At 66.6% G+C, this 26,506-nt stretch carries 22 protein-coding genes; 8 read left to right on the top strand and 14 right to left on the bottom strand.

The annotated features are described in order from the left end of the window. Positions 1-55: 55 nt before the first annotated feature. From AC07O0_RS27280 to AC07O0_RS27265, 4 genes are all read right to left on the bottom strand, one after another. Positions 56-1,645 (bottom strand): ABC transporter substrate-binding protein, encoded by a 1,590-nt coding sequence (locus AC07O0_RS27280; RefSeq protein WP_494627624.1) that lies wholly within the window; start codon positions 1,643-1,645, stop codon positions 56-58. Between the two features lie 133 nt (positions 1,646-1,778). Then, on the bottom strand, positions 1,779-3,407 hold the full coding sequence (locus tag AC07O0_RS27275; protein WP_494627514.1) for an amidohydrolase: 1,629 nt from the start codon (positions 3,405-3,407) through the stop codon (positions 1,779-1,781). A 79-nt stretch (positions 3,408-3,486) separates the two neighbouring features. Continuing rightward, positions 3,487-4,974, bottom strand: coding sequence for a M81 family metallopeptidase (locus AC07O0_RS27270; RefSeq protein WP_494627512.1), 1,488 nt, complete (start codon positions 4,972-4,974; stop codon positions 3,487-3,489). A 133-nt stretch (positions 4,975-5,107) separates the two neighbouring features. Further along, entirely contained in the window at positions 5,108-6,235 is a 1,128-nt protein-coding gene (locus AC07O0_RS27265) for a saccharopine dehydrogenase family protein (protein ID WP_494627510.1), read from the bottom strand. Positions 6,236-6,354: 119 nt separating this feature from the next. On the opposite strand from AC07O0_RS27265, the gene AC07O0_RS27260 reads away from it, so the two are divergent. Continuing rightward, positions 6,355-6,786, top strand: coding sequence for an Lrp/AsnC family transcriptional regulator (locus AC07O0_RS27260; protein ID WP_494627508.1), 432 nt, complete (start codon positions 6,355-6,357; stop codon positions 6,784-6,786). Between the two features lie 220 nt (positions 6,787-7,006). Here AC07O0_RS27260 and AC07O0_RS27255 read toward each other — a convergent pair whose 3' ends face one another. Continuing rightward, positions 7,007-7,810: an IclR family transcriptional regulator gene (locus AC07O0_RS27255; protein ID WP_494627506.1), complete on the bottom strand. Its 804-nt coding sequence runs from the start codon at positions 7,808-7,810 to the stop codon at positions 7,007-7,009. Between the two features lie 177 nt (positions 7,811-7,987). Between AC07O0_RS27255 and AC07O0_RS27250 the strand changes: the two genes are divergently transcribed. From AC07O0_RS27250 to AC07O0_RS27220, 7 genes are all read left to right on the top strand, one after another. Next, positions 7,988-9,544, top strand: coding sequence for an ABC transporter substrate-binding protein (locus tag AC07O0_RS27250; RefSeq protein WP_494627504.1), 1,557 nt, complete (start codon positions 7,988-7,990; stop codon positions 9,542-9,544). A gap of 172 nt (positions 9,545-9,716) precedes the next feature. Continuing rightward, positions 9,717-10,694, top strand: a complete 978-nt coding sequence (locus AC07O0_RS27245; RefSeq protein ID WP_494627502.1) for an ABC transporter permease — start codon at positions 9,717-9,719, stop codon at positions 10,692-10,694. Further along, on the top strand, positions 10,691-11,527 hold the full coding sequence (locus AC07O0_RS27240) for an ABC transporter permease (protein ID WP_494627500.1): 837 nt from the start codon (positions 10,691-10,693) through the stop codon (positions 11,525-11,527). The genes AC07O0_RS27245 and AC07O0_RS27240 overlap by 4 nt, the downstream gene beginning before the upstream one ends. Continuing rightward, positions 11,527-13,134: an ABC transporter ATP-binding protein gene (locus tag AC07O0_RS27235; RefSeq protein WP_494627498.1), complete on the top strand. Its 1,608-nt coding sequence runs from the start codon at positions 11,527-11,529 to the stop codon at positions 13,132-13,134. The genes AC07O0_RS27240 and AC07O0_RS27235 overlap by 1 nt, the downstream gene beginning before the upstream one ends. Before the next feature lie 130 nt (positions 13,135-13,264). Further along, positions 13,265-14,554 (top strand): ArgE/DapE family deacylase, encoded by a 1,290-nt coding sequence (locus AC07O0_RS27230; protein WP_494627496.1) that lies wholly within the window; start codon positions 13,265-13,267, stop codon positions 14,552-14,554. Positions 14,555-14,641: 87 nt separating this feature from the next. Further along, positions 14,642-15,526, top strand: a complete 885-nt coding sequence (locus AC07O0_RS27225; RefSeq protein WP_494627494.1) for a DMT family transporter — start codon at positions 14,642-14,644, stop codon at positions 15,524-15,526. 67 nt (positions 15,527-15,593) lie between these two features. Further along, on the top strand, positions 15,594-17,573 hold the full coding sequence (locus tag AC07O0_RS27220) for a hybrid sensor histidine kinase/response regulator (RefSeq protein WP_494627492.1): 1,980 nt from the start codon (positions 15,594-15,596) through the stop codon (positions 17,571-17,573). Positions 17,574-17,584: 11 nt separating this feature from the next. Here AC07O0_RS27220 and AC07O0_RS27215 read toward each other — a convergent pair whose 3' ends face one another. The 9 genes from AC07O0_RS27215 to AC07O0_RS27175 form a co-directional block, all read right to left on the bottom strand. Then, positions 17,585-18,616 carry a LacI family DNA-binding transcriptional regulator gene (locus tag AC07O0_RS27215; protein ID WP_494627490.1) on the bottom strand — a complete coding sequence of 344 codons (1,032 nt, stop codon included), beginning with the start codon at positions 18,614-18,616 and terminating at the stop codon, positions 17,585-17,587. 123 nt (positions 18,617-18,739) lie between these two features. Further along, positions 18,740-19,864 carry a substrate-binding domain-containing protein gene (locus AC07O0_RS27210; protein ID WP_494627488.1) on the bottom strand — a complete coding sequence of 375 codons (1,125 nt, stop codon included), beginning with the start codon at positions 19,862-19,864 and terminating at the stop codon, positions 18,740-18,742. Positions 19,865-19,947: 83 nt separating this feature from the next. Continuing rightward, positions 19,948-20,931: an ABC transporter permease gene (locus AC07O0_RS27205; RefSeq protein ID WP_494627487.1), complete on the bottom strand. Its 984-nt coding sequence runs from the start codon at positions 20,929-20,931 to the stop codon at positions 19,948-19,950. Further along, positions 20,928-21,908 (bottom strand): ABC transporter permease, encoded by a 981-nt coding sequence (locus AC07O0_RS27200; RefSeq protein ID WP_494627485.1) that lies wholly within the window; start codon positions 21,906-21,908, stop codon positions 20,928-20,930. Before AC07O0_RS27200 ends, AC07O0_RS27205 begins: the two co-directional genes overlap by 4 nt. After that, positions 21,905-23,419, bottom strand: coding sequence for a sugar ABC transporter ATP-binding protein (locus tag AC07O0_RS27195; RefSeq protein WP_494627483.1), 1,515 nt, complete (start codon positions 23,417-23,419; stop codon positions 21,905-21,907). The genes AC07O0_RS27200 and AC07O0_RS27195 overlap by 4 nt, the downstream gene beginning before the upstream one ends. Beyond that, positions 23,416-24,273, bottom strand: a complete 858-nt coding sequence (locus tag AC07O0_RS27190) for a sugar phosphate isomerase/epimerase family protein (RefSeq protein ID WP_494627481.1) — start codon at positions 24,271-24,273, stop codon at positions 23,416-23,418. Before AC07O0_RS27190 ends, AC07O0_RS27195 begins: the two co-directional genes overlap by 4 nt. A 296-nt stretch (positions 24,274-24,569) precedes the next feature. Further along, positions 24,570-25,343 (bottom strand): protein-L-isoaspartate(D-aspartate) O-methyltransferase, encoded by a 774-nt coding sequence (locus AC07O0_RS27185; RefSeq protein ID WP_494627479.1) that lies wholly within the window; start codon positions 25,341-25,343, stop codon positions 24,570-24,572. Positions 25,344-25,397: 54 nt separating this feature from the next. Beyond that, on the bottom strand, positions 25,398-25,973 hold the full coding sequence (locus AC07O0_RS27180) for a peroxidase-related enzyme (RefSeq protein ID WP_494627477.1): 576 nt from the start codon (positions 25,971-25,973) through the stop codon (positions 25,398-25,400). Further along, entirely contained in the window at positions 25,970-26,464 is a 495-nt protein-coding gene (locus AC07O0_RS27175; protein ID WP_494627475.1) for a CMD domain-containing protein, read from the bottom strand. The genes AC07O0_RS27180 and AC07O0_RS27175 overlap by 4 nt, the downstream gene beginning before the upstream one ends. Between the last annotated feature and the right edge of the window lie 42 nt (positions 26,465-26,506).

Raw genomic sequence — 26,506 nt, 5'->3', positions numbered from 1 at the left:
GGGCGGAGGCGGACAAGCCCCCGCCGCCTTGTGACGGCGGGGGCTCGGGATGGGATTACTTCGCCGCAGGCGAGGTGGTGTCGACCCAGAGCTCCTCATAGCGCTGCAGCGCGAGCTCGGTCGAATTCGGCTGGAGGCCGTGCAGCCAGGGCTGATAGGCCAGCACCGCCTTGTTGTAGTTGAAGAACCAGACCGGCGCCTCTTCCTGCAGGAAGGCGTTGGCCTTCTTCAGCAGGTCGAGCTGCTTGGCCGGATCGGCCTCGTTCGAGGCGTCGTCGATCAGCTTGTCGTAGGCCGGATTCTTGAAGGTGGTGTAGTTGCAGGACGAGCGCGGCGTCGAGGAGTGGAAGCACTTCAGCGCCGTCAGCGAGTCCGGGCCCGAGGTATTCGACCAGATATAGGCCTGGAAGTCACCGCCCACGACGACGCCGCCGAGCGCCGAGGTCTCGACCGGCTTGACCTTCACCTTGATGCCGACCTTGGCGAGCATCGGGATCGTCGCCTCGACGATCGGCACGCCCCAGCTCTCGTTCGGCGTCGCGGTCCATTCGAACTCGAAGCCATCGGGATAGCCGGCCTCGACCAGCAGCTTCTTGGCCTTGTCGGGATCGAAAGCGTAGGGCTTGGCATCCTTGTCGAAGGCCGGCGAGGACAACGGCAGCCAGCTCGCGGCGCGGTAGGCCTTGTCGCGGACGAGGCGCTTGATGATCAGGTCGCTGTCGATGGCGTAGTTGATTGCCTGGCGCACCCGCTTGTCGGAGAAGGGCTTGAAGGTCGGGTTCATGCCCATATTGCGGGTGAAGACCTCGGCGACCTCCAGGATGCCTTTCGACAGGTTCGGGTCGGCCTTGTAGGCGACGTACTGGGTCGAGCCGAGGATCGAGACGTCGACCTCCTTGTTGCGGAAGGCGACGTCGCGCGCGGCGGCCTCGCCCATCGGCGAGATCACGAGCTTGTCGGCATAGGGCTTGCCGGCGAGGTAGTACTTGTCCCAGCGCTCGAAGGCCATGCGCGAGCCCGGCACGTGCTCGACGAACTTGAACGGTCCAAGGCCGATCGGCTTGTCGAAGAAGCCGGCGGCCTGCGCTTCCTTGGCCGGCAGGATCGCGGTCTGCGCCTGGAACAGGAAGTAGCCGGGATCGGCCTTGTCGGTCAGCGTCATCGAGAAGCTGGAATCGTCGATCTTCTTCAGGCCGGAGATTTCCTTGGCCTGGCCCTTCTGGACATCGGTCGCGCCGACGATGCGGGCGACATAGCGCGCGCCGGGATAGTTCTTCGACCCGTCCATGATGCGGGTATAGGACCAGATCACGTCGTCGGAGGTCAGCTTGCGGCCGTTGTGGAAGAGCGCATTGTCGCGCAGCTTGTAGGTATAGGTCTTGCCGTCGGCCGAGACCTGGACGCTTTCGGCGATGTCGAGCACCGGCTTGCCGTTCTTGGCATCCCATTTGTAGAGCATGCCGTGCAGGGCATAGCCGTAGATCTCGTCCTGGATCTGGTTCGAGACATGGCTGTCATTGCTGACGAAGGACGCGCCATAGGGCGCGGTGAAACGGATCGTGCCGCCGCGGCGCGGCTCCTGGCCCTGCGCCTGCAGGGTGAAGGCCGCGAATGTCAGCGCGGTCGTGAAGGCAAGCTTTTTCAACACGTCGAAACCTCCCAATTTTTTCGGTGAACTCTTGTGAGATCGACGCCGTTGGCCGGCGCCGGTATTCGTTCCATCTGAGACCTTAGCGGGCTTTCACGCCCTGTCTTGTTGTTTCCATTGTGCAGTGCGTTCAGGCGGCTCCTGAACGCTCATGGACGACCTTGCCGCCGCGGATGGTGAGATCGCAGCGCGTGTCCTTGAGAATCTGCTCCGGCGTGGCGGAGAGCAGATCGCGCGAGAACACGGCGACATCGGCGAGGAAGCCGGGCTTGAGCTTGCCCTTTACCTCTTCCTGCTTCTGCGAGAAGGCGCCGTATTCGGTATAGGCCTGCAACGCCTCCTCGATCGAGACGCGCTGGCGCTCGTCCATCACCGTGCCGCGCCAGGTCTGGCGCGTCAGCATGGTGTGGAAGTTCGGGAAGGGATCGGGGTCGCAGACCGGCGCATCGCTGCCGGTCGCCGGCTTGAGGCCAAGGTCGAACCAGGTCCGGAACGGATAGCTCGGCAGCGCCCGCTCCTCGCCGAGCACCTTGACGTAGGCGTCGCCGAAATCGTGGATGAAGACCTGCTGCGGGCAGGGATAGATGCCGGCCTTGACCATCCGCTCATGCTGCTGCGGCGTCGAGAAGCCGCAATGCTCGATGCGGTGGCGCCGGTTGGGATCGGGATGGGCAGCCAGCGCCTTCTCATAGGCGGTGATCAACTGTTCGATCGCCGCATCGCCAATGGCGTGGCAGGCGAGCTGGTAGCCCTTGGCATGGGCGTCGAGCACCTGCCGCTCCAGATCCTCGTTCGAGAGCATCTGGACGCCGGTGGTCTTGTCCTCGCCGAGATAGGGCTCGCTCATCCAGGCGGTGCGCCCGCCGGCCGAGCCATCCAGGAAGATCTTGACCGCGCCGATCATCAGCATGTCGTCGCCGGTGCCGGAGATCAGCCCTGCTTCATGGCATTGCGGCACGATCGAGCGGCCCTCGTCGCCGAGCAGAGCGAGCCAGGTCCGCACCGGCAGGCGGTCATCGCGCTTGGCCTTGTGATAGGCGGCGATCTCGTTGAAGCCGGTCACCATCCCGACCGCCGCGTCCATGCAGCTGGTGATCCCGAGCGAGAGCAGATAATTGCCGCCGCGCTCGATCGCGGCGATCAGCTGCTCGTCGCTGGGCGCCGGGATCGCGGCCTTGACCGGCGCGCGAGCGTTCTCGGCCAGCATACCGGTGAGCCGGCCGTTCTGCTGCTCGATCAGCCCGCCGGGCGGCGTCGGCGAGGTCTCGTCGATGCCACCGAGCTTGAGCGCCAGTGAATTGCAGATCGAGATGTGGCCGCAGGTCCGGACCAGCATCACCGGATTGTTCGGGGAGGCGCGGTCGAGTTCCTCGCGGAAGGGATGGCGGCCGGTGTCGAGCTTGGTCTGGTCATAGCCGCGCGCCAGCACCCATTCACCGGGCTTCAGCGTTGCGGCGCGGGCGGCGATCTGGCCGAGCAGCGCCTCCAGCGTCGGCGCCACCGCAGGGCGGGCATCGACCCAGTCCATGGTCAAGCCGACCGAGATCAGATGCAGATGGGAATCGTTCAGCCCCGGCGTCGCCAGCCGGCCAGCGAGGTCGATGACCTTGGTCGAGGGCCCAACGAGCTCGGCGATCTCGGCTTCCTTGCCGGCGGCGAGTACCTTGTCGCCCCACAGCGCCAGCGCCTCGACCACGCCCTCCTCGCGCCCGCACCAGATCGGCCCGCCGCGCAGCACGATATCGGCCTTGACGCTCATGCCCTTTGCTCCGTCATCCCTGCATCCTCCAGTCTTGTCGCAGCCGGCGCTTTCGGCCGGTCGTGGTCTTCGATCCCGCTCAGATGTCGTCGAGCGGGAAGATCGGGCGGCGCACCTTCTTGTAAGGGCGCTCCTTGAAGTTCCTGGTCGAGAGCGCGCCGGTGTCGACCTCGATCACCTCGCGGGCGATCGGCTCGAAGGCGGCGCGGAAATGCTGCATCGACTTGACGATGACGGTCGACTTCCGCGTCGGGTCGACACCGAGCGAGGTGAACTGGGCGAGGTCGGTGGCCTGGCCGTTATGAGTGATGACGATGATCTCGACATCGTCGACCCGCAGCAAGGCCGAGAGCCCGTAATTGCGCCAGACGCCGCCAGCCATCGGCCCATAGCAGATGAAATGCCCGTCGGTCAGAGCGACGACATGGGCGTCGAGCTCGAGCGGGCCGCCGCCGGTGTTCGGGTCGACCTTGCCGCCGAGCTTGAGCTTTACCTTGTTGCCAACGCCGGCCGTCTGCGCCGCGAGCGCGGCTTCCGGATCGCGGATGGCGTGGAAGCCGACATTCCTGAGGCCGGCGTCGAGCACGGCGCGCAGCAGGTTGGTCGCGTCGCCATAGGCGCCGGAGCCGGGATTGTCGGAATAGTCGGAGATCACCACTGGCTTGCCGCCGGCTTCCGGCCCAGGGGTGCCTTCGCCCGCCTTGGCCCTGGCCATCGCCTCCTTCAGCGGGGTGAAGTGGATCGAGGAGAAGCGCCGCTGCTCCCAGGCATAGTCCATCAGCTCCTCGGCGATGGTCTGCGCCTTGCCACGATCGTCATGGGTGACGGCGATGGAGGGGCCGATGTCGCGCACGTCGGCCGAGGAGAAACCGGCCTGGACGCTGACCACCAGCGCATCGCCCGCCGCCTCCAGCACATCGCCGCGGCGCAGCAGTTCCATGAAGGGCGGCGAAGTGGTGCGTCCCCCATCGAGCGCGTAGAGGATCGGCCGGCGGGCGACCGCGACACGCGGCCTGATCTCGCCACGCATCGCCCGCTCCAGCAGTTCGGCGCCCTGCCAGGTCCGTTCGTACTGGTCGATATGCGGATAGGTCCGGTACGAGATCAGCGCGTTGGCGTTATCCGCCATGAGCTGCGTCAGCGTCGCGTGCAGGTCGAGGATCGCAACGACGGGAACGTCCTGCCCGACCTTGGCGCGGATGCGCTGGAGCAACTCGCCCTCGCCATCGTCGGAGCTCTCGGTCGCCATGGCGCCGTGCAGATGCAGCAGCACGCCATCGAGCCGCTCGCAGGCGGCGAGGATCATCCCGGCAAAGACGTCGAAGGCCGCGTCGGTGACGCGGCCCGAGGGGTTCGCTCCGGTGACGAGCGGGTGGACGAGGTTCCAGCCGAACTTCTCGGCCGCCTCGAACGCTGCGCCCATCGAGGTCCGGGTGCCCTGGAAGGCCGTGGGGACCTCATTGTCGCGGAAGACGCCGTGATGACGGAACACCGCCTCATCGGTGAGCTGAACACTGAAGGTGTTCGTCTCGTGCATGAATTCCGCGATCAGGACGCGTCTGGCCATCGTGCGATCGTTCCCCCTGGAACCATTTTTTGTTTTGTAGCGCGGGTCCGGGTGTTTGCCAGCCCGGACCCGTTCATGCGCCCCCTGACTTTGGCCCGCTTGCCGGGCAGGGGCGAATATGCTTCGCGCGAGTTCAGGCCGCGCGGGCCGCGTGGCTCTCGCCGGGAGCGTTGCCGAGATCCTCGGGCCGGGCATAGGCGCGGCCGAAGCGGTTGGCGAGGAAGGCGTCGAAGCCGATATCCTCCTGCTTGACGAAGCCCTTCTGCGGCAGCTTGCCCTGCGCCAGCAGGTCGAGCACGGCGCAGATGCCGGACGCCGTGGTGATCTGGATGGCGCTGCGCATCACGCCGCCGACCACGGCGCTGTAGACCTTGTTGGCATAGGTCTGCTGGGTCAGGCGCCCGTTCATCCGGCCGCTGGCGGTGACGAAGATCACGACTACGTCCTGCAGCGTGCTCGGCAGGGCGTTCTCGAAGATGTCCTTCAGCACGTCGCGGCGATCGGCAAGGCGCAGATCCTGCAGCAGCGCTTTCATGATCGCGCAATGGCCGGGATAGCGGATGGTCCGGTAATTCAGGGTACGGATCTTGCCGGCGAGGGTGTCGCAGAGCGTACCGAGCCCGCCGGAGGTGTTGAAGGCCTCGTAGGTGACGCCGTCGAGCGAGAACTCCTCGCGCTCCTCCATCGCCGGGACCAGAGTGCGCTCGCCGCTGACGATAGCCTCGCAGGGCTCGCAATACTCGTTGATGACCCCATCCGTGCTCCAGGTCAGGTTGTAGTTCAGCGCATTGGACGGGTATTGCGGCAGCGCGCCGACGCGCAGCTTCAGGCTGTCGAGCTGGTCGAAATCGCGGGCAAGGTCGGCGGCGACGATCGAGATGAAGCCCGGCGCCAGTCCGCATTGCGGGATCAGCGCCGCCTTGGCGGTCAGCGCCAGCTCCTTGACGCGGCGGGTCGAGGCGACGTCCTCGGTCAAATCGAGATAGTGCACGCCTTGCGCCGCGGCGGCCTCGGCGATGCGTGTCGTCAGGTCATACGGGGCCGCCGAGAGCACGGCGAAGGCGCCGTTCAGCACCTGGGCGAGCTCGGCGTCGTCGGTGATGTCGACCCGGCGGGTCGAGATCGTCGGGCTGGTCCTGATCGCGGCGAGCTGTTCGTTGGAACGGTCGGCGATCACCACGCGGTAATCCCCGGTAGCGCCGAGCAGGTCGGCGATGGTTGCGCCGATCTTGCCGGCGCCGATAACGACCACGTTTTTCATGGTTCCCCCGATGAATCTGTTTCTGAAGACAGATTCACCGAAGGCTTCGTCGGTTAGAAGCGGGCGACACGACGATTCATATGGGATTTTTCAGCGAAACGCCGTAAGCTCTCGGCGTTATGCTGATTGACCAGACCGATCGCCAGCTTCTGACCCTGCTCACAGAGAACGCCCGCGCGCCGGTGGCCGAGCTAGGCCGCAAGCTCGGTCTGTCGCGCACCACCGTGCAGAGCCGGATCGAGCGGCTGGAGCGCCGCGGTGTCATCGCCGGCTATACGGCGCGGCTTTCCGAGGATTACGAGAAGGGCCAGGTCAAGGCGCATGTGCTGATCACCGCCTTGCCGAAGCTCGCCGCCCGGGTTGAGACTGAATTGCGCCGGATTCCCGAGATCAGGATCCTGCATTCGGTCAGTGGCCAGTTCGACATGATCGCGGTCGTCGTGGCGCCCTCGATCGGTGAGCTCGACGGGTTGATAGACCGGATCGGCGCGCTCGAAGGCGTCGAGCGCACCATGTCCTCGATCATCCTCTCGACGCGGATCGAACGGTAGTCCGCCGTCTTTCCGGGGTAGGCCGCAGGCTTGAGCCCGGAACCCATGAACACGACGCCGATCCAGTTCGTCATGCTCGCCCTTGTGGCGAGCATCCACGTCTTGAATACCGCACTCGACCAGCAAAGGCGTGGATGGTCGGGACAAGCCCGACCATGACGGAGAGGTCGTGGTCATGGGTTCCGGGCTCGCTGCTGCGCAGCGCCCCGGAATGACCATATCAACCCGGCAGCACCCGCGCGCCGATGCGCGCCGCGGCGTCGAGCAACGCGTCGAGATGCACCGGATGTCCCTGCGGCGCGACGATCGAGGTCAGCGAGGAGATGCTGAGCGCTCCAGCGAGCGCGCCTGAACGGTCGAAGATCGGCACGCCGACGCCGGTCAGGCCGATGAAGAAGTCGTCGGCCGCCAGTTCCCAGCCCTGCGCGCGGATGCGGTCGGCCTCGCGCCAGAGCAGTTCCGGATCGGTCTGGCTCGCCGGGGCGCGCTTGGGCAGGTCGAGCGAGAGGGCGAGGCGGCGTTGCTCGTCGTCGAGATAGGCGAGCAGCACGCGCGGGCCGCCGCCGCAGTTCAACGGCGCCTGCGCCCCGACTGCGAACCAGGTGGCATCGACATGCGGCAGGGAGGCCCGCACACGGTCGACGCAGAGGCCGCGCCCGGCGATATGGACCCAGATGAAGGCGGTGGCACCTGTCTTCTCGGCGATGGCGGTCAGGTAGGGGCCGGCGATGTCGCGCAATTCGCGTCCTGTCGTCACCGCGCTGCCGAGCTCGATCAGTCCGACGGCCAGCGCATAGCTCTGCGAATGCTCGTCATATTCGACGAGTTCGTTGAGCTGCAGCGTCAGCAGCAACCGTCGTGTCGTGCCCTTGTCGAGCCCGACCTGCCGCGCCAGCTCGCTCAGGCCCAGCCGCGGCTGCTCCGGCCGGAAAGCACGCAGCAGGGCGATGGCGCGGTCGACGGCCCGGACGATCGGCACGCCCGGCGGCAGTTGCGCGGCCCTGTCCCCGTCTTTCTGGTTCATCGCAAATGAGGGTACGCCATGATCGTTTGCTGAGCGTGTCGCCTAATAACACGCCATGTCAAGCATTGACACGGATTTTGTCTCTCGCTTTCATGACGGCCGAGCTTGCCAACGGGCGCCCGATCGGGTGCGATCCGCCTGAACCGGCTGCCAATGAACGAACGGGGGAGAACGACGATGACCGGATTGAGATTTGGCCTGGCGCTCGCCGCCTCCGTCCTGGCGCTCGGTGTGGCGCAGGCGCAGACACCGAAGAAGGGCGGCACGGTCCACGTCGTCGTCCAGCCCGAGCCGCCGATGCTGATGCAGGGGCTCAACCAGAACGGCCCGACCAATATGGTCGCCGGCAACATCTACGAGTCGCTGCTGCGCTATAACGAGAAGCTCGAGCCGCAGCCCTCGCTGGCGAAAAGCTGGGAGATCTCGCCGGACGCCAAGGTCTACACCTTCAAGCTGCAGGAAGGCGTGACCTGGCATGACGGCAAGCCGTTCAGCGCCGACGACGTCGTCTTCACCCTCGACAAGTTCCTGCGCGAGGTCCATCCGCGCTGGCGCCCGATCGTCAACGCCCAGGTCGAGAAGATCGAGAAGGTCGACGACCTCACCGTGAAGATCACGCTGAAGCAGCCCTTCGGCCCGATGATCATGACGCAGGAGGTCGCCTCCGCGCCGATGATCCCCAAACACATCTATGACGGCACCGATTACCGCGCCAACCCGGCCAACAACACGCCGATCGGCACCGGCCCGTTCAAGCTGAAGGAGTGGAAGAAAGGCTCCTACATCCACCTCGTCAAGAACGAGAACTACTGGCTGAAGGGCAAGCCCAACCTCGACGAGATCTACTGGCAGATCATCCCCGATGCGGCGGCGCGCGCCGTCGCCTACGAGACCGGGAAGGTCGACGTGCTGACCGGCGGGTCGGTCGACGTTTACGACGTTGCCCGCCTATCCAAGCTGCCCAACACCTGCATGACCACCAAGGGCTGGGAGATGTTCGCACCCCATGCCTGGCTCACCCCGAACGTCCGCAACGGCATTCTCGGCAACAAGCAGTTCCGCCAGGGGTTGATGTACGCGATCGACCGCGAATTCGGCCGCGAGGTGGTCTGGGGTGGTCTCGGCAAGCTGCCGACCGGCCCGATCTCGTCGAAGACCAAGTTCTATTCGGACGACGTGCCGAAATACGCCTTCGACCCGAAGAAGGCGAAGGAGCTGATCAAGGCTTCCGGCTACAAGGGCGAGACCATCCGCCTGCTCAACCTGCCCTATGGCGAGACTTGGACGCGCTGGACCGAGGCGATCAAGCAGAACCTCGAGGATGTCGGGGTCAAGGTGCAGGTCGAGAACACCGACGTGCCCGGCTGGACCCAGAAGGCCAGCAACTGGGACTTCGATCTCAACTTCAACTTCCTCTACCAGCTCGGCGATCCCGCCATGGGCGTGGCGCGCAGCTACATCACCAGCAACATCGCTAAGGGCAATCCCTTCGCCAATGTCGGCGGCTACTCCAACCCCGAGGTCGACAAGCTCTTCGCCGAGGCGGCGATCGCGCCCACGGACAAGGAACGGCAGGAGCTTTACACGAAAGTGCAGAAGCTCCTCGCCGACGAGTTGCCGGTGCTCTGGCTGCTGGAGATGGATTTCCCGACGATCTATCGCTGCAACGTCAAGAACCTCGTCACCACCGGCATCGGCGTCGACGACGGCTTCCGTGACGCTTGGAAGGAGTGATGGCAGCAGCCGTCACACCACGCCGTCATGCTCGGCCTTGTGCCGAGCATCCACGTCTTGAACACCGCTCTCGACACATGAAGACGTGGATGGTCGGGACGAGCCCGACCATGACGAATGGTTTTGCCGGCCTGATCAATCGGCCGATCGACAGTCTCTTCGGATCGCCTGAATGAACCTCGCGCAATTCCTCGCCGGCCGGCTCGCGAAGGGGATCGTCGTCCTCTTCGCTATTGCGGTGCTGAACTTCTTCCTGATCCGGGCCGCGCCGGGCGATCCGGCGCAGGTGCTGGCCGGGGAGGCCGGCGCCGCCGACGAGCAATTGCTGATCCAGCTGCGCGAGCGCTTCGGCCTCGACCAGCCGCTGCTGACCCAGCTCTGGGTCTATCTCAAGGGCTACCTCACCTTCGATCTCGGCTTCAGCTATCGCCAGCAGCAGCCGGTACTGAGCCTGATCCTCGACCGCCTGCCGGCGACGCTACTGCTGACCGGCGCCGCCTTCGTCGTTTCGCTCGGCCTCGGCACGCTGATGGGCGCGCTCGCCGCCCGCCGCGCCGGCCGCTGGCAGGACAGTGTCATCACCACGCTGGCGCTGGTCTTCTATGCGACGCCTTTGTTCTGGGTCGCGCTGATGAGCCAGATCGTCTTCTCGCTGAAGCTCGGCCTCGTGCCCAATGTCGGCTACGAGACCATCGGCGCGAACTATACCGGGCTTGCCCGCGCACTCGATATCGCCAGCCACCTCGTCCTGCCGGCGCTGACGCTCGGCCTGTTCTTCACCGCGCTCTATGCAAGGATGATGCGGGCCTCGATGCTCGAGGTCGCCGGCGCCGATTTCGTCAAGACGGCGCGCGCCAAGGGCCTCAGTCCCGGCGTGATCTCGCGGCGCCATGTCGCCCGCAACGCGATCCTGCCGGTGGTGACGCTGGCGGGCCTCCAGGCCGGCCAGCTCGTCGGCGGCGCCGTTCTGACCGAGACAGTCTTCGCCTGGCCGGGCATCGGGCGCCTGATGTTCGATGCCTTGGTGCAGCGCGACTATTCGGTGCTGCTCGGCGTCTTCTTCATCTCCTCGGCCATGGTCGTCGGCTTCAACATCTTGACCGATCTCGTCTATCGGCTGGCCGATCCGCGCATCGAGACGGTGTCATGAGCTTCCTTGAGCGTTTTTCCCGCAATCGCGGCGCCCTGATCGGCCTGACCATCCTGATCGTGGTGATCCTCTTCGCCATCATCGCCCCCCAGCTCTATCCGCAATCGCCCTGGCGGACGGTGGCGCGGCCCTTCCTCGCGCCCTTCGTGATGGATCGCTTCCCGCTCGGTACCGACACGCTCGGGCGCGACATCGCCTCGGGCCTCGCCCATGGCGCCCGCGTCTCGCTGACGATCGGGTTGGTCTCGACGCTGGTCGCATTGCTGATCGGTGTGCCGCTCGGCGCCATCGCCGGCTATGCCGGCGGGATCGTCGACGATGCGCTGATGCGCTTCACCGAGTTCTTCCAGACCATCCCGTCCTTCGCGCTCGCCATCGTGCTGGTTGCGATCTTGCAGCCCAAGCTCGGCTCGATTGTGCTCGCGATCGGCGTGGTGAGCTGGCCGCCGGTGGCGCGGCTGGTGCGCGGCGAGGTGTTGTCCCTAAAAACGCGCGAATATGTCCAGGCGGCGATCACCATCGGCCAGCCGACCTCGCGTATCATCTGGAGTCAGGTCCTGCCCAACACGATCGCGCCGATCATCGTCATGGGCTCGCTGATGATCGGCTCGGCGATCCTGCTCGAATCTTCGCTCTCCTTCCTCGGCCTCGGCGACCCCAACCTGATGAGCTGGGGCTACATGGTCGGCGCCGGCCGTACGCGCCTGCTCGACGCCTGGTGGATCAGCTTCTTCCCAGGTGTCGCGATCTTCCTGACCGTGCTGGCGCTCAACCTCGCCGGCGAGGGGCTGAACGACGCGCTGAACCCGCGCCTCGCCCGGGGGAGGGAATGATGGCCGAGCCCGTTCTCTCGATCGAAGGCCTGAAGCTCGCTTTGCCTGTCATGGCCGACCGGCCCTATGCGGTCGAGGATGCGACGCTTCGCATCGCCGCCGGCGAGACGCTCTGCGTCGTCGGCGAATCCGGCTCTGGCAAGTCGATGATCGCCCATGCGGTGATGGGGCTGCTGCCCAAGGCGGTGAAGCCGGTTGGCGGCGCCATCAGGCTCGCCGGCCGCGATCTGCTGGCGCTGTCGGAAGACGCGATGCAGGACGTGCGCGGCCGCGAGGTCGGCATGATCTTCCAGGAGCCGATGACCTCGCTCAACCCGGTCATGCGTGTCGCCGACCAGATCGTCGAGACCTTCGAGGCGCATAAGCTGCTGAGCAAGCCGGAGCGCTATGCGCGCGCGGTTGCGCTCCTGACTGAGGTCGGCCTGCCCGAGCCGGAGCGATTGGCGCGTGCCTATCCGCACGAGCTCTCCGGCGGCCAGCGGCAGCGCGTGATGATCGCGATGGCGCTGGCGCTTGAACCCAAGCTGCTGATCGCCGACGAGCCGACGACGGCGCTCGATGTGACCACGCAGGCGCAGATCCTCAAGCTGATCGACAATCTCCGCCACAAGCACGGCACGGCGGTGCTGTTCATCACCCATGACATGGGCGTCGTCGCCGAGATCGCCGACCGTATCGCCGTGCTGGAGAAGGGCGTCCTGGTTGAGGAGGGCACGGTCGATCAGGTGCTCGGCTCGCCCCGCCATCCCTATACGCAGAAGCTGCTCGCCGCGGTGCCGTCGTTGACGCCGCCGGAACGGCCGCCGCTGCCGGAGAGCAAGCCGGTGCTCACCGTCGAAAAGCTCGGCAAGGTCTATCGCAAGCGCGCCTTCTTCCGCCCCGGCCGCGAGGTCAAGGCGGCCGACGATGTCAGCTTCACCCTGGCGCGGGGTGAGACGCTCGGGCTCGTCGGCGAGTCCGGCTCGGGCAAGTCGACGGTCGGGCGCTGCTGCCTGCGCCTGATCGAGCCGGATTCCGGCCGCATCACCCTCGGCGATCTCGCCATCACCGATCTCAGTGTCGCGGCGTTGCGCCCGCATCGCAAGCGCATCCAGATGGTCTTCCAGGACCCGTTCGCCTCGCTCAACCCGCGTCAGACCGTCGGGCGGATCATCTCGGACGGGCCGGTGGCGCATGGTGTCTCGCGCAAGGAGGCGCTGGCGCGGGCCAAGGAGCTGCTCGAACTCGTCGGCCTCTCTGCCAACGCAATCGACCGCTATCCGCATGAGTTCTCCGGCGGTCAGCGCCAGCGCATCGGCATCGCCCGGGCGCTCGCGCTCGAACCCGACGTGCTCGTCGCCGACGAAGCCGTCTCGGCGCTCGACGTCTCCGTGCAGGCGCAGATCCTGAAGCTGATCAAGGACATCCAGCAGCGGCTCGGCCTCGCCATCCTGTTCGTCACCCACGACCTGCGCGTCGCCGCGCAGATCTGCGACAAGATCGCGGTGATGCAGCGTGGCCGGATCGTCGAAAGCGGCCCGACCGCCGCGCTCTTCGCCGCCCCCCAACACGACTACACCCGCCAATTGCTCGCCGCCGTTCCGGGCGGGGAGCGGTTCGGGCGGTGACCACACTCGTCATGGTCGGGCTTGTCCCGACCATCCACGCCTTCGCTGGTCGAAGGCGGTGTTCAAGACGTGGATGCTCGCCACAAGGGCGAGCATGACGGGATAGCCCTACGACTATCGGAGACCTCCCATGCCGCTCGATCCCGCCTTGCGCGACCGCATCCTCGCCTCCGTCGAAGCGGGCTTTGCCGAGCAGATCGCCTTCACCCAGGAGATGATCCGCTTCCCCTCGACGCGCGGCGGCGAGCACACCGTCCAGGACTTCATCTTCCGCGCCTTGAAGCAGCGCGGCTTCACCATGGACCGCTTCGCCATGGATCGCGAGGCGATCGGCCGGCATCCCGGCGGCGCGCCGTTCTCGGATACCCATTCGGATGCGCCGATCGTCGTCGGCATCCATCACCCCCGCGAGGAGAAGGGCCGCTCCCTGATCCTGCAGTCCCATGTCGACGTCGTGCCGACCGGCCCGGCCGAGCTCTGGACCCATCCGCCCTTCGACCCCGTCATCGAGGGCGATTGGCTCTATGGCCGCGGCGGCGCCGACATGAAGGCCGGTGGTGCCGCCAACCTCTATTGCCTCGACGCGCTCCGGCGCATCGGCCTGCAGCCGGCGGGAACCGTCTATGTCCAGTCGGTGGTCGAGGAAGAGTCGACCGGCAATGGCGCATTGATGACGCATCTGCGCGGCTACGAGGCCGATGCCGTGCTGATCCCCGAGCCGGAGGAGGAGATGCTGGTGCGCGCCAATACCGGCGTGCTCTGGTTCCAGTTCGAGGTCCGCGGCGTGCCGATGCATGTGCGCGAGATGGCGGCTGGCGCAAATGCGATCGACGCGGCCTATCGCGTCATCGGCGCGCTGCGTGAGCTCGAAGCCGCGCTCAATCGCGAGAAGCATGGCCGCAAGCATTTCGAGGACATCGCCCACCCGATCAACCTCAACATCGGCAAGATCGAGGGCGGTGACTGGGCCTCCTCGGTGCCGTGCTGGTGCAGGGTCGATTGCCGTATCGGGCTTTATCCCGGCATGTCGGCCGAGGAGCTCGGCAAGCGCATCGAAGCCAAGGTGCTGGCTTTCGCGCGCTCGGATACGTTCCTCTCCAACAATCCGCCCAAGGTCGTGTTCAACGGCTTCTGGTCGGAAGGCTATGTGCTCGAGCCCGGCAGCGAGGCCGAGGCCGTGCTCGGCCGCGCCCATCAGGGCTCGACCGGCAAGGCACTGAAGAGCTTCATGACGCCCGGCTATCTCGATACCCGCGTCTACGCGCTCTACGACAAGGTGCCCGCGCTCTGCTACGGGCCGATCTCGCAGAACATCCACGCCTTCGACGAGCGCGTCAGCCTGGCCTCGCTGAAGCGCATCACCGGCACCATGGCGCTCTTCGTCGCCGAATGGTGCGGCGTCGAGCCGGTCGAGGGCTGACGAGGAAGCCGATGCGCGCCTGCCGTGCATCGAGCCTCCATCGAAATGGCATGACCGCACAGTCCTGTCCTCACGCATAGTCACGTCATGCCGCATGCCTCCGCCCGCTCGCTCCTGCTCGTCCCGTTGCTCGGGCTGCTCTGGGGCTTCAACTGGCCAGCGGTCCGGATCTCGCTGACCGAGATCGCACCCTGGACCTTGCGGGCCGGCGGCATGACCTTCGCCGGCCTCGCTCTGGTCGCGGTCGCGCTGGCACGCGGTGTCAGCCTCAAGGTGCCCGCCGCGCATTGGCCGAGGCTGATCGTCGCCGGCATCCTCTCGATCGCCGCCTTCAACATCCTGCTCGCCTTCGCGCAGTTGATGGCGCCGACCTCGCGCGCTGCGATCCTGACCTTCACCATGCCGGTTTGGGCGACGCTGATGGCCTGGCCGGCGCTGGGCGAACGCTTCGACCGACCGCGATTGATAGGCCTCGGGCTCGGCATCGCCGGACTGCTCTGCCTTGGCCTGCCATTGATCCGGGCCGGGCAATTCTCGCCGGGGCTCGCGCTCGCATTGCTCGCCAGCCTGAGCTGGGCGCTCGGCACCATCGTCACCAAGCGCTGGCCAGTCGCGGCGCCGACGCTGACCATCGCCGCCTGGCAATTGCTGATCGGCGGCGCGGCTGCCGGCATCGGCATGCTGATCTTCGAAGGCGTGCCGATTCCGAAGGCGTTGTCGTCGCCGGTCGCGGCCGCGCTCACCTTCCATATCCTCGGTGCGCAGGCGCTCGCTTATTTCCTCTGGTTCACCGTGATTGCGCGGCTGCCTGCCGGGATCGCCAGCCTCGGCACCTTGATGGTTCCGGCGGTCGGAGCGCTGGGTTCAGTGCTCCTGCTCGGCGAGCGTCCGGCGGCGAGCGACTGGCTCGGACTGGTGCTGGTCGTCGCGGCTTCCAGCGCGATCCTGGTCTCGCCGAAACCTAACCGCTGACCCAACGTCAATTTTTCTTTGTCCCACCGGGAACCTTTTGCGCAACGCCGCGTTCAGCGCGTTCGACATGTCACAGTCCAAGGTTCCAAACGTGCTCCAAATTGCGGAAGGTCCAGTGACCGCCGAGCGCTATCGGCTGCTTGTCGAGTCCGTCACGGATTATGCCATTTACATGCTCGATCCGCAGGGGACGGTGATCAGCTGGAACCCGGGCGCACGGCGTTTCAAGGGCTATGAGGATCACGAGATCATCGGCCAGTCCTTCTCGCGCTTCTATACCGAGGAGGATCGTGCTGCCGGCCTGCCGGAGCGTGCCCTGCGCATGGCTGCGGAGGAGGGTCGCTTCGAGAAGGAAGGCTGGCGTGTTCGCAAGGATGGCACCCGCTTCTGGGCCCATGTCGTCATCGACCCGATCCTGAACCCGGCGACCGGCCGCGTGCTCGGTTACGCAAAGGTCACGCGCGATCTGACAGAGCGGCGCCAGGCCGATGAGGCCCTGCGGCGCTCGGAGGAGAAGTTCCGCCTGCTGGTGCAGGGGGTGACGGATTACGCGATCTACATGCTCGACGCCGACGGTATCGTCACCAACTGGAATCTCGGCGCCGAGCGGATCAAGGGCTACGCGCCCGACGAGATCATCGGCCAGCATTTCTCGCTCTTTTACACGCCCGAGGATCGCGAGAGCGGCGAGCCGCAAAAGACACTCCAGGCCGCGATCGACAATGGCAGTGCCGAGAGGGAGGGCTGGCGGGTCCGCAAGAACGGCGAGCTCTTCTGGGCGAGCATCGTTATCGATCCGATCCGCGACGATGCCGGCGAGATCATCGGCTTCGCCAAGGTCACGCGCGACCTGACCGAGCGCCACAAGGTCCAAGCTGAGCTCGACGCGGCCCGTGAAGCGCTGTTCCAGTCGCAGAAGATCGAGGCGCTCGGCCAGCTCACCGGCGGCGTGGCGCATGACTTCAACAACCTGCTCACAGCGGTGCTGGGAAGCCTCGAACTCGTTCGTCGCCAGATCGGCGACGAGCGTCAGCTCGGCCTGATCGATAACGCGATCAAGGGGGCGAGCCGGGGCATCTCGCTGACGCAGCGCATGCTCTCCTTCGCCCGCAAGCAGGAACTCGAGCTGCAGCCCGTGGCGGTCGACGTGCTCGTCGCCGAAATGGGCGATCTGCTGCAGCGCTCGCTGGGGCCGCTGATCCGGATCGAGACGGATTTTCCCGCCGATCTCGCGACTGCTGCGGCCGACCCGAACCAGCTCGAAACCGCTGTGCTGAACCTCGCGGTCAACGCAAGAGATGCCATGCCGGAAGGGGGAACCCTGCGCATCCAAGCCAGCAACGAAGCTATCGGCAGCGGGCACCGAACCGGTCTGCCGAAAGGCGACTATATCCGCCTCTCGGTCACCGACACCGGCAGCGGCATGGATGCAAAAACGCTCGCCCAGGCGACCGAGCCCTTCTTCACCACCAAAGGCGTCGGCAAGGGTACGGGGCTCGGCCTGTCGATGGTGCACGGCATGGCCGAGCAGCTCGGTGGTCGGCTCTTGCTCGACAGCCGCCTAGGGAAAGGAACGGCCGTGGAGATCTGGTTGCCCATGGCGGGTTCGGCCGCTGGGGTCGAACCCGCGACGCGGCCGGCGGAGCCGAAGGCGGAGATGGAATTGACGGCGCGGCCACTTACCGTGCTCGCGGTCGACGACGACGCGCTCGTGCTGATGAACACGACGGCTCTGTTGGAGGATCTCGGCCACAAGGTCATCGACGCCAACTCCGCCAGGGAGGCTCTGGCGATCCTGGAACGCGGCGAGGACATCGACCTGCTGATCACCGACCACGCCATGCCGCAAATGACCGGCGCGCAGCTGATTGCGGAGGTCAACGGTCGCTGGCCGAGCCTGCCGGTCATCCTTGCCACGGGCTATGCCGACCTGCCAGCCGGAGCCGGCGCCGGCGTGCTGCGGCTGAACAAGCCGTTCTGGCAAGCCGATCTGGAGAAGGCGGTCTGCACCGCCATGACGCGGCGCGCGACGGCGGCCGCGGCCTGAGCCTGTCTTTATCAGGCCTGGCCGCTTTTCTTGGGTGGTGCAGCGGCGGAAAAGCGCTCGACAAGCCGCGTCGGCAGCACGAGATCGGGAGGGGCGCCGCCTTCCGATAGCTGTTCGATCAGCAGCTTCATCGCCGCCTGGCCGATCTCGCGGCGCGGCTGGTGGATCGTGGTGAGCTGCGGCTCGACCGCCTCCGCCAGCACGATGTCGTCGAAGCCGACGACCGAGACATCGTCGGGGACATTGCGGCCGCGGGCACGCAACTCACCCATGGCGCCGACCGCCATCTGGTCACTGGCGGCGAAGACGGCGGTGTAGTCGACACCCCGGGCATCCAGTGTCCGGATCGCGGTGCGGCCGGCAGCGAGGCCGAAATCGCCCTCGACGATCAGGCGCGGATCGGCCGGGATGCCGGCCTCGGCGAGTCCGGCGAGATAGCCGTCGCGGCGGTCGAGGCTCATCGGGTCCGGCATCGGCCCGGCGATATGGGCGATGTGGCGATGGCCGAGCCGCGCGAGATGCGCGACAGCGGCGCGCGCCGCTGCATGGTTGTCGACCTTGACCGTCGGCAGGTTGAGCCCTGGCAGCATCTCGAGCGCGACCACGATCGGCGGCAGGCGGCTGCGTTTGGCGAGGGCCTCGGGGAAGCGGCCGACCATCAGGATCAGCCCGTCGGCGTGGCGTTCCCTGACCATGTCGACATAGCGCAGGATGCGCTCGTCATCGTCGCGGGCATCGCCCATCAGCACCTTGTAGCCGGCGTCGATCGCCGCCTCTTCGACGCCCTTGTAGATCTCGAGATAGAACGGGTTGCTGATGTCGCGCACCAGCAGGATCACGGTGCGCGTCGCCTGGAGGCGCAGATTGCGGGCCTGGGCGTTGGGGATGAAGCCGATCGCCTTGACCGCGTCGAGGACGCGCTCGCGGGTGCGGGCCTTGACCTTCTCAGGCTGGGCCAGCGTGCGCGACACCGTCGCGGTCGAGACGCCGGCGAGGCGAGCGACTTCGGCGATGGTCGGAGCGGCTGTGGGTACGTCTTGCAAAGCTGATGATCTGGAAAAGCGGCGGCGAATCGGCAGGAGAAGGCAGGACGCCCATCATGCCGTAATCGCTGCCGATAGGGCAGGGGTGGGCGCCCGCGTTATACGAGCGCCCAGTGTCGAAGGTTACTTGCCGCCCCAGCGGGCCGGGTAGTTCGCCATCTGCTCGCAGCCGCAGAGCGCGTAATGCAGTGGCGGCATCTTGTCGTTGACGAACTTGTCGAGGTTTTCCGCCGTGATCGCCGGCTGCGGCAGCTTCCAGGTCGGACCCACCACCGGTTCGCCCTTGAGGATGCGGATCGCCGCGATCACCGGGGTGCGCCACTGATAGGTCGGATAGGTCGGCGCGATCGCGGTGAGCTTGTTCTTCTTCCACTTCTGCAGGAAGTCCTGCTGGTCCTCGCCATTGATCACCGGATAGGGCTTGCCGGCATCCTCGAAGGCCTCGAGCGCCGCGACCGCGGTCGCGCCGGCATCCATCCAGACGCCGTCGATCTTGCCGAAGCGGTTGATATAGTCCTCGACGATCGCCTTGGTCTTGGCATTGTCGCCATTGGTGAACTCGGCGCCAACGACCTTGATGCCCTTCTCCTTGAAGATGCGCTCGGCCGCGGCCCAGCGGTTCTCCAGCACGTCGACCCCCGGCAGGATGCGCAGCGCCAGCACCGAGCCGCCGGCAGGGATCTTCTCGGCGATGAAGCTCGCGCCCTGGATGCCGAAGCCGTAGCCGCCGATCGGGTTGATGAAGGTGACCGGTGCCTTGCTGTCGACACCGCGGTCGAAGACCACGACTGGCAGTTTCTTGGCGGCCGCCTCGACCGCCGGCGTCAGCGCCGCCGTGGTGTTGGGCGAGACGATCAGCGCGTCGCACTGGCCGCTGTTGACGAAGGCGTTGATGTCCGAGATCTGCTTGTCGTCCTTGCCCTCGGCGTCGGCATGGGTGAACGAGGCGATGTCGGCCTTGTTGGCGTCGACCTCGGCCTGCATGTTGGTGAAGCCGACGACGCGCCAGGGATTGTTCACGCCCGCGTTCGAGAAGCAGAGCTTGTAGGGGCCGGGCTTCTTGTACTTGGCGGTGTCGACTTTCTCGCCGCCGAGGTTCTGCTCCCACGGCTTGCCGTCCGGCCCCTGCGGAGCGACCGTCAGCAGCGCCTTCTGGCGCTCGAACTCGGCGGGGTCGTTGAAGTTCTGGGCGATGGCGCCCGTCGACAGTGCCGTCATCAGCGCGGCCAAACCGATCTGCGTTTTCATTTGTCACCTCCCTCTATCGCGCCGCCTTGCCGGCGGCCTCTGGCGGAGCACGTGGGATCACGCGCTTCCGAAAACTCTCAGTCTCAGGCGCGCCGCAGGCGCCAAGCGCTCGACGCCACAGCGGCGATCAGGATCAGCCCCTGCACGGTCTCGCGCAGCGGCTGCGGCAAGCCCATCAGGTTGAGCAAAGTGAACAGGGCGAACAGGCTGAGCGCGCCGGCGACGGCGCCGGTGACGCTGGCGCGCCCTCCGAGCAATTGCGCCCCGCCGATGACGCAGGCCGCGATGGCCTGCAGCTCCAGCCCTTGCCCGACCGCGGTCGAGACCCCGGCGAAGCCGCCGAGCAGGATGCCCGCGGTGACCGCCGACAGCGCCGAGATGACGAAGACCAGAACCCGCGTCGCCCCGACCGGCACGCCGGAAAGCTCCGCTGCGCGCGGATTGTCGCCGACCGCCAGCACCTGCCGGCCGAAGACCGTGGCGTGCAGCAACCAGGCGGCGATCCCGACGAAGCCGATCAGGATGAGCACCGAGAGCGGCATGATCCCGGTCAGCGGGACGTCGCGATAGACGAGGCGGCCGAGCGCCCGGAAATTCTCGGGCAGATAGCCGCGCGGCGCCCCGCCCGACCACATCAGCGCAGCACCGTTGAGCGAGAGCAGCATGCCGAGCGTCGCGATGATCGAGGGCACCTTGAGCAGGGTGACGACCAGCCCGTTGACCAGCCCGACGCCGAGCCCGATCAGATAGAGCACGGCGATCGTCCACCAGGTGTTGTCGGGATTGCCGCCGGCCAGCATCGAGCCGCCGAGCACGGTCAGCGTCACCAGCGAGCCCATCGACAGGTCGAAGCCGCCGCCGGCGATGACGAAGAGCTGGCCGCAGGCGAGGATGATCAATGGCGCGGCCCGGCGCAGGAAATTGAGGAAGCCCTCAACCTCGAAATAGCCGGGCTGCAGCACGGCGATCGTGCCATAGAGCACGAGGAAGACGGCAAGGCCGACATTGACGCCGCGGGCGAAACGCAGCACCGCCGAGGGGCCGGACTGGGCGGCTACCGCGCTCATGCGACATGCCCCCGGCTGCGCACCGCGTAGACGGCGACCGCGAGGATGACGATGGCGCCGCGCAGCACCTGCTTGGGGAAAGCGTCGATGCCGGTCATGTTGAAGACGGCGTCGAGCGTGGCGAACAGGAAGACGCCGGCGAGCGTGCCCCAGACCCCGCCGCGCCCGCCGGCGAGCAAGGTCCCGCCGATCACCACCACCGCGATGGATTCAAGATCGTAGACGCCGTCGCGGCCGACCCAGGGCGCGCCCGCGCGCAGGCGGCTGGCGAGATAGAGCCCGGTCAGCCCGGCCATCAGCGAGCACAGCACATGCGCGCCGATCATCACGCGCTCGGTGCGGATGCCGGCGAGGCGGGCGCCGTCGCGATTGCCGCCGGTGGCGTAGAGATGCGCGCCGAAGCGCGTTCGGCTGAGCAGCAGCCAGATCGCGAATGCGAGTGCGAACAGCAGCAGCACCGACCAGGGCAGCGGTCCGATCCGGCCATAGGCGAAGGCCTGGAAGGCTGCCGGAACCGAGCCGGCGAAATTGGAGAAGCTCGCCGAGAGCAGCCCCTGCAGGATCAGCCCGACGCCGAGCGTTGCGATCAGCGGGTTGACGTCGAGTCTTGCGATGATCAGCCCGTTGACGAGGCCGACCGCTGCCGACAGCACCAGCACCGCCAGCACGGCCGGGACAATCATCGCCGGCTCGCCCTTCATGATGAAGGAGGCGAGCACGGCGGAGACGCTGATGAGGTTGGCGACGGAAAGATCGATCGAGCCGACCAGGATGGCCAGCGTCTGCCCAAGCGCGACCATGCCGAGGCCGACCATGCGCTGGGTGAGGCCGACAAAGCCCTCGCCGGTGAGATAGGCATGCTGGCCGGTCGCGAGCGCGGTCACGACATAGAGCGCAAGCGAGCCGGCAAAGAGCAGCGGCGCCACCGGCACTTCGCGCGCCGGGCGGGCAGCAACGATGTCGGCGCTGGCGCTCATGCCGCGGCCTCCGCCGTCCCGGTGCCGAGCGCGAGGTGCATCACGTCTTCCTCGCTGGCGCCGCGCTTCAGTTCCCCGGCGAGGCGGCCTTCATGCATGACGAGGATGCGATCGCTGACGCCGATGATCTCCGGCAGGTCGGAGGAAATCATCAGGATGGCGCGGCCGCGATCGGCGAGGCCGCGCATCAATTGGTAGATCGCCGCCTTGGCGGCGACGTCGATGCCGCGGGTCGGCTCGAGGAAGATCAGCACCTTGGGATCGCGCGCCAGCCAGCGGCCGATCACGACCTTCTGCTGGTTGCCGCCGGAGAGCTCGCGGATCTCCTGCGCGAAGCCCGCGGCCCGGACGTCGACCTCGGTGAGCTGTCGGTCGGCAGCAGCGCGTGCCATGTCGCCGGAACCCGGCGGCAATAGACGCTGCGCGAAGGCACGCAGGGTCATCAGGACATTGTCGCGCAGCGATTGCTGCGGGGCGATGCCCTCCTTCTTGCGGTCGTCGGAAAGGAAGCCGATGCCGGCGGCGATGGCAGCGCGCGGCGAGCCGATCAGCCCGTCCTGCCCGTCGATGGTCATGCGGCCGCGCGTGAAAGGTTCATCGCCAAACAGGGCACGGCCGAGCGCGCCCTTGCCCGAGCCTTCGAGCCCGGCGACACCGACGATCTCGCCGCCCCGCAGGTCGAGCGCGATGTCCGCGAGCACGGTGTTGCCGGCGCCCTGCACCGACAGGACGACCGGGCCGAGTTTGGCGGGATCGCCCGGCGGCGGAAAGAAGTCGGCGAGGTCGCGTCCGACCATCAGCCGAACGATCATGGCCGGCGTCAGTGCGTTGGCCGGGCGTGTCGCGACGAGCTTGCCGTCCTTCAGTACGGTGATGCGGTCGGCGATCGCCTTCAGCTCGGCCATGCGATGGGAGATGTAGAGGATCGCCGCGCCCTCGCGCCTGAGCGTCCCGACCAGCTCCAGCAACCGGCTGGCGTCGCGCTCGTCGAGCGCCGCGGTCGGCTCGTCCATGACGATGATCTGCGCATCGAGGGCCAGCGCCTTGGCGATCTCGACCAGTTGCTGCTCGGCGATCGACAGCGATTTCACCAGCGCGGCGGGATGAACCCTGGCGCCGACGCGCTCCAGTAGCTTGCGCGCGCCGGACTGCATTGCGGCGCGGTCGAGCACGCGGCCGCGGGTCGGCTCCAGCCCGAGGAAGATGTTGTCGGCGACACTGCGCTCGGGCAGCAGGCTGAGCTCCTGGTGGATGATGCTGATCCCGGCCCGGCGTGCCTCGACCGGATGGCGGAAAGCGATCGGCTGCCCGCCGAGCCGGATCTCGCCTTCATCGGGGCGATAGACGCCGCCCAGTACCTTCATCAGGGTCGACTTGCCGGCGCCGTTCTCGCCACAGATGGCGTGGACCTCGCCTGAATGACAATCGAGGCTGACATCGTCGAGCGCCCGCATGCCGGTGAAGCTCTTGCCGATGCTGCGCATCGAAAGGACCGGCGTGCTCGCGCTCATGCCGCACCTGCCTGCGCCCAGCCGCGCCGGATGAAATCATGGCTCTCGGCGAGCAGCGTATCGAGATCGGGGAAGAGGTCGCGCCAGACCCGCGTCGCCGCTGCGAGCGAGGGCAGCGCCCGGCCGAAAGCCTCGACCGTCAGCCAGCCGTCATAGCCGGTGACATGGATGGCGCGGAAGGTCTGCGCCCACGGCACATGGCCGCGCCCGACGATGCCGCGATCGTTCTCCGACAGGTGGATGTGATTGATCTCGTGAGCGTAGCGGCTGTAGGCGCCGACCGGGTCGCGCTCCTCTATATTGGCGTGGAAGGTATCGTACATGTAGCCGAAGTTCGGATGTCCGACCCGCGCATGGAGCGCGCTCGCGGCTTCCATCGTGTTCAGCGCGTAGCATTCGAAGCGGTTGATCGCTTCCAGCGAGAGCGCGATGCCGGCCTTGCCGGCATCCTCCGCCATGACGTGCAGCGCCTCGGCGAGATGAGCGAGCTCGTCCTCGCGCGGGCCTTCGCCGGTGAAGACGCCGACCGGCGAGTGATAGGGCCCTGCGATGACGCTGGCGCCGAGCGCCGCGGCGCAGTCGACCGCCCAGCGATGGCGCTCCCGCGCCTTTTGGCGGATGGCCGGATTGGGCGAGAGCGGATTAGTGTCTTCGGCGACGATGGTGACGATGGTGCGCTTCAGGCCGATCGCATCGAGCCGGCGGCCGAGCCGTTCGTAATGACCGACATCGCCCTCGAAGACGGGAATCTCGACCCCATCATAGCCGATCTCGCGGATGCGCTCGCACAAGGCAAGATGCGCTTCGTCGATGAAGCCGCCGACCGTCAGCAGGTTGAAGCCGATCTGGACCATGGCCCGGGCTTTCGCAGCCGCAATCAGCGGCGCAGCAGCGCGGTGGTCGCGCCGGAAAAAGCCGATGAAACGACGATGCTGCCGTGCATGACCTGCCTCCTCCCAAGAGTGGCTCATTCTGCGGAGCCGCTTCGAAAGTGATTATGTAATCGATTGCAAAACTGTCAACTGGCGAGTTTTGCGGCGTATCCATTCGCCATTGCACCGGAAGCCTTGGTCAAGAGCGCGGCGTCGGCCTATCGGGTTGGCCTATCGTGTTCGGACCAGGCCTTGCTCCAGTCCGGGAGTGCGCCCTCTCACACCGCCCTGCCGGTTCGGCTGATCAACGGCACGAAACTGACGGCTGCGAGGACCTCGCTGGCGAATGCGTTCTCGCCCTGCCGCGCCAGCTTGGTCAGCATCTGGCCGTATTCGCTGCACGCGACAGGGATCAGAAGCCGTCCGCCAATCGCAAGCTGTTGCTTCAAGGGTTCCGGTATGGTGCTGCTGCCGGCCGAGACGATGATCGCATCGAACGGCGCCGCAGCGGGCCAGCCTTCGGTCCCGTCGGCGCACAGGATCTCGGCATTGCCGTAGCCAAGGCGCTGCAGCCGTTCGGCCGCTTGCGCCGCCAGCGCGGCATGCCGCTCGATCGCCCAGACCCTGTGCGCCATCCGGCTTATCACTGCCGCGGCATAGCCTGAGCCGGCGCCGACCTCGAGCACCTTGTCCTGTGCCGCTATTTCGGCGGCTTCCAGCATCAAGGCGACGACATAGGGCTGCGAGATCGTCTGACCCTCCCCAATCGGAATCGGGCCGTCGCGATAGGCAAACTCTGCCAGTTGGTTTGCGACGAAAATCTCGCGCGGAACCTGCCGCATCGCGTCGAGCACGTCGCCATCGCGAATGCCGCGCCCGGCGAGCTGCTGCTCGACCATCCGATGGCGGGCCTGGGCGAAATCGATGGCTGTCGGCATGGCCAGCCTCTGCAGGCTGTGGCGCCCGGTCGGGCAGAACCGCCGGCCTACGAGGCGCCAATGGCTATGCCGACCTGATAGCATGGGAACCGGCGCAGACGCGAACGTGCGCAATGCTCGGGGCTAGCGGATCGACAGTGCCGCTCGCTGCGTGAGGGCTGAGGCGCGCTAGTCCCTGATCGGCTCGCCGAGCGTGTGCATGAGCCGGTTGGCCCAGCCGAAGATCGCAGCGGAGAGGATGAGGTCGAGGATCTCGACCTTGGAGAGGCCGAGATCGACGAGCCGGGCGATATCGTCGGCGGTGGCCTCGGAGGGCGTCTTCGACAGCTTCGCAGCGAAGTCGAAGATCGCCTGCTGGTGCTCTTCCAGCTCTGCGTCGAGCTTGTTGGCGAAGATCTCCTCGATCACATCCGTGCGCTTGGTCAGGCTGATGAAGCGCGAGGCGTGCACCGCGGCGCAGTAGACGCAAGCGTTGACGATCGAGGCCGCGGTGGCGCCGAGCTCGCGCTCGGCCGAGGACAGCCCACCCTTGCCGTACATGATCGCGTTGAACAGAGGCGAGCGCACCTTCAACGATTCCGGATCATGCGCGAGTGTCAGCACGTAGTCCGAGATCTTCTTGTTCGACGGTGTCACCTGCATCGCATCGAGCTGCTCCGGCGTCGCCTCGGCGAGCACGACTGGCGTCACATAGGGCGACCAGCGCGGGACCTTGTCAGTAAATTCGTGGACGACGGTGCTCATGCGATGGTCCCCAGCAGCCGCAGGCCGGCGATGACGCGCGCCTGGTAGTTCACGAAGGCGATCAGCTCGGCCAGACGGACGATGTCGGGCTCGGACAGGCCGGCGGCCTTGAGTGCTGCAATGTCGCTCTTGGTCGCGTCCTTGGGCGAAAGCGTCACCAGGTCGACATGGCGAATGATCGCGCGCAGCCGCGTGTCGGTGTCCGCAGCGCGAGCGGCGCCGTCGGCGATGGCGAGAAGGGCAGAGCTCTCGCCGGCCTGGCGCAGCAGTTCGCAATAGTGGTCGGCGAGCGTCTCGTCGGCGTTGGCCCGTGCCATGCGGACGGCGAGTGCTGCCCGTTGTGCATGGCTGATGCCGCCGGGCTCGCGCGGCAGCAGCACCGCATCATGCGCGGCCTGGCTGAGGCCGAGGATCTCGGCCCGCTCGGCCAGCACCTCGGCGAGGCTGGCGCCTGCGCCGGACAGGGTTTCGATGAGATGGGGGCTGCTCATCCGCATTCTCTCCCAGGCTGCCTGCGAAGCGATCCCCACCAG

The organism is Allobosea sp. GW821-FHT10B12 (assembly GCF_059415545.1).
The sequence above is the reverse complement of the archived record's forward strand: the minus strand, read 5'-3'. Positions and strand labels throughout refer to the sequence as shown.

Excerpts from the sequence above, each read along its gene's own strand:
- AC07O0_RS27205 (WP_494627487.1), bottom strand. The coding sequence starts at position 20,931 with ATGAGCGCGGTAGCCGCCCAGTCCGGCCCCTCGGCGGTGCTGCGTTTC.
- AC07O0_RS27230 (WP_494627496.1), top strand. The coding sequence starts at position 13,265 with ATGCCGCTCGATCCCGCCTTGCGCGACCGCATCCTCGCCTCCGTCGAA.
- AC07O0_RS27255 (WP_494627506.1), bottom strand. The coding sequence starts at position 7,810 with ATGAACCAGAAAGACGGGGACAGGGCCGCGCAACTGCCGCCGGGCGTG.
- AC07O0_RS27190 (WP_494627481.1), bottom strand. The coding sequence starts at position 24,273 with ATGGTCCAGATCGGCTTCAACCTGCTGACGGTCGGCGGCTTCATCGAC.
- AC07O0_RS27250 (WP_494627504.1), top strand. The coding sequence starts at position 7,988 with ATGACCGGATTGAGATTTGGCCTGGCGCTCGCCGCCTCCGTCCTGGCG.
- AC07O0_RS27220 (WP_494627492.1), top strand. The coding sequence starts at position 15,594 with ATGTCACAGTCCAAGGTTCCAAACGTGCTCCAAATTGCGGAAGGTCCA.
- AC07O0_RS27210 (WP_494627488.1), bottom strand. The coding sequence starts at position 19,864 with ATGAAAACGCAGATCGGTTTGGCCGCGCTGATGACGGCACTGTCGACG.
- AC07O0_RS27235 (WP_494627498.1), top strand. The coding sequence starts at position 11,527 with ATGGCCGAGCCCGTTCTCTCGATCGAAGGCCTGAAGCTCGCTTTGCCT.
- AC07O0_RS27270 (WP_494627512.1), bottom strand. The coding sequence starts at position 4,974 with ATGGCCAGACGCGTCCTGATCGCGGAATTCATGCACGAGACGAACACC.
- AC07O0_RS27175 (WP_494627475.1), bottom strand. The coding sequence starts at position 26,464 with ATGAGCAGCCCCCATCTCATCGAAACCCTGTCCGGCGCAGGCGCCAGC.
- AC07O0_RS27240 (WP_494627500.1), top strand. The coding sequence starts at position 10,691 with ATGAGCTTCCTTGAGCGTTTTTCCCGCAATCGCGGCGCCCTGATCGGC.
- AC07O0_RS27245 (WP_494627502.1), top strand. The coding sequence starts at position 9,717 with ATGAACCTCGCGCAATTCCTCGCCGGCCGGCTCGCGAAGGGGATCGTC.
- AC07O0_RS27260 (WP_494627508.1), top strand. The coding sequence starts at position 6,355 with ATGCTGATTGACCAGACCGATCGCCAGCTTCTGACCCTGCTCACAGAG.
- AC07O0_RS27265 (WP_494627510.1), bottom strand. The coding sequence starts at position 6,235 with ATGAAAAACGTGGTCGTTATCGGCGCCGGCAAGATCGGCGCAACCATC.
- AC07O0_RS27225 (WP_494627494.1), top strand. The coding sequence starts at position 14,642 with ATGCCGCATGCCTCCGCCCGCTCGCTCCTGCTCGTCCCGTTGCTCGGG.
- AC07O0_RS27275 (WP_494627514.1), bottom strand. The coding sequence starts at position 3,407 with ATGAGCGTCAAGGCCGATATCGTGCTGCGCGGCGGGCCGATCTGGTGC.
- AC07O0_RS27180 (WP_494627477.1), bottom strand. The coding sequence starts at position 25,973 with ATGAGCACCGTCGTCCACGAATTTACTGACAAGGTCCCGCGCTGGTCG.
- AC07O0_RS27195 (WP_494627483.1), bottom strand. The coding sequence starts at position 23,419 with ATGAGCGCGAGCACGCCGGTCCTTTCGATGCGCAGCATCGGCAAGAGC.
- AC07O0_RS27200 (WP_494627485.1), bottom strand. The coding sequence starts at position 21,908 with ATGAGCGCCAGCGCCGACATCGTTGCTGCCCGCCCGGCGCGCGAAGTG.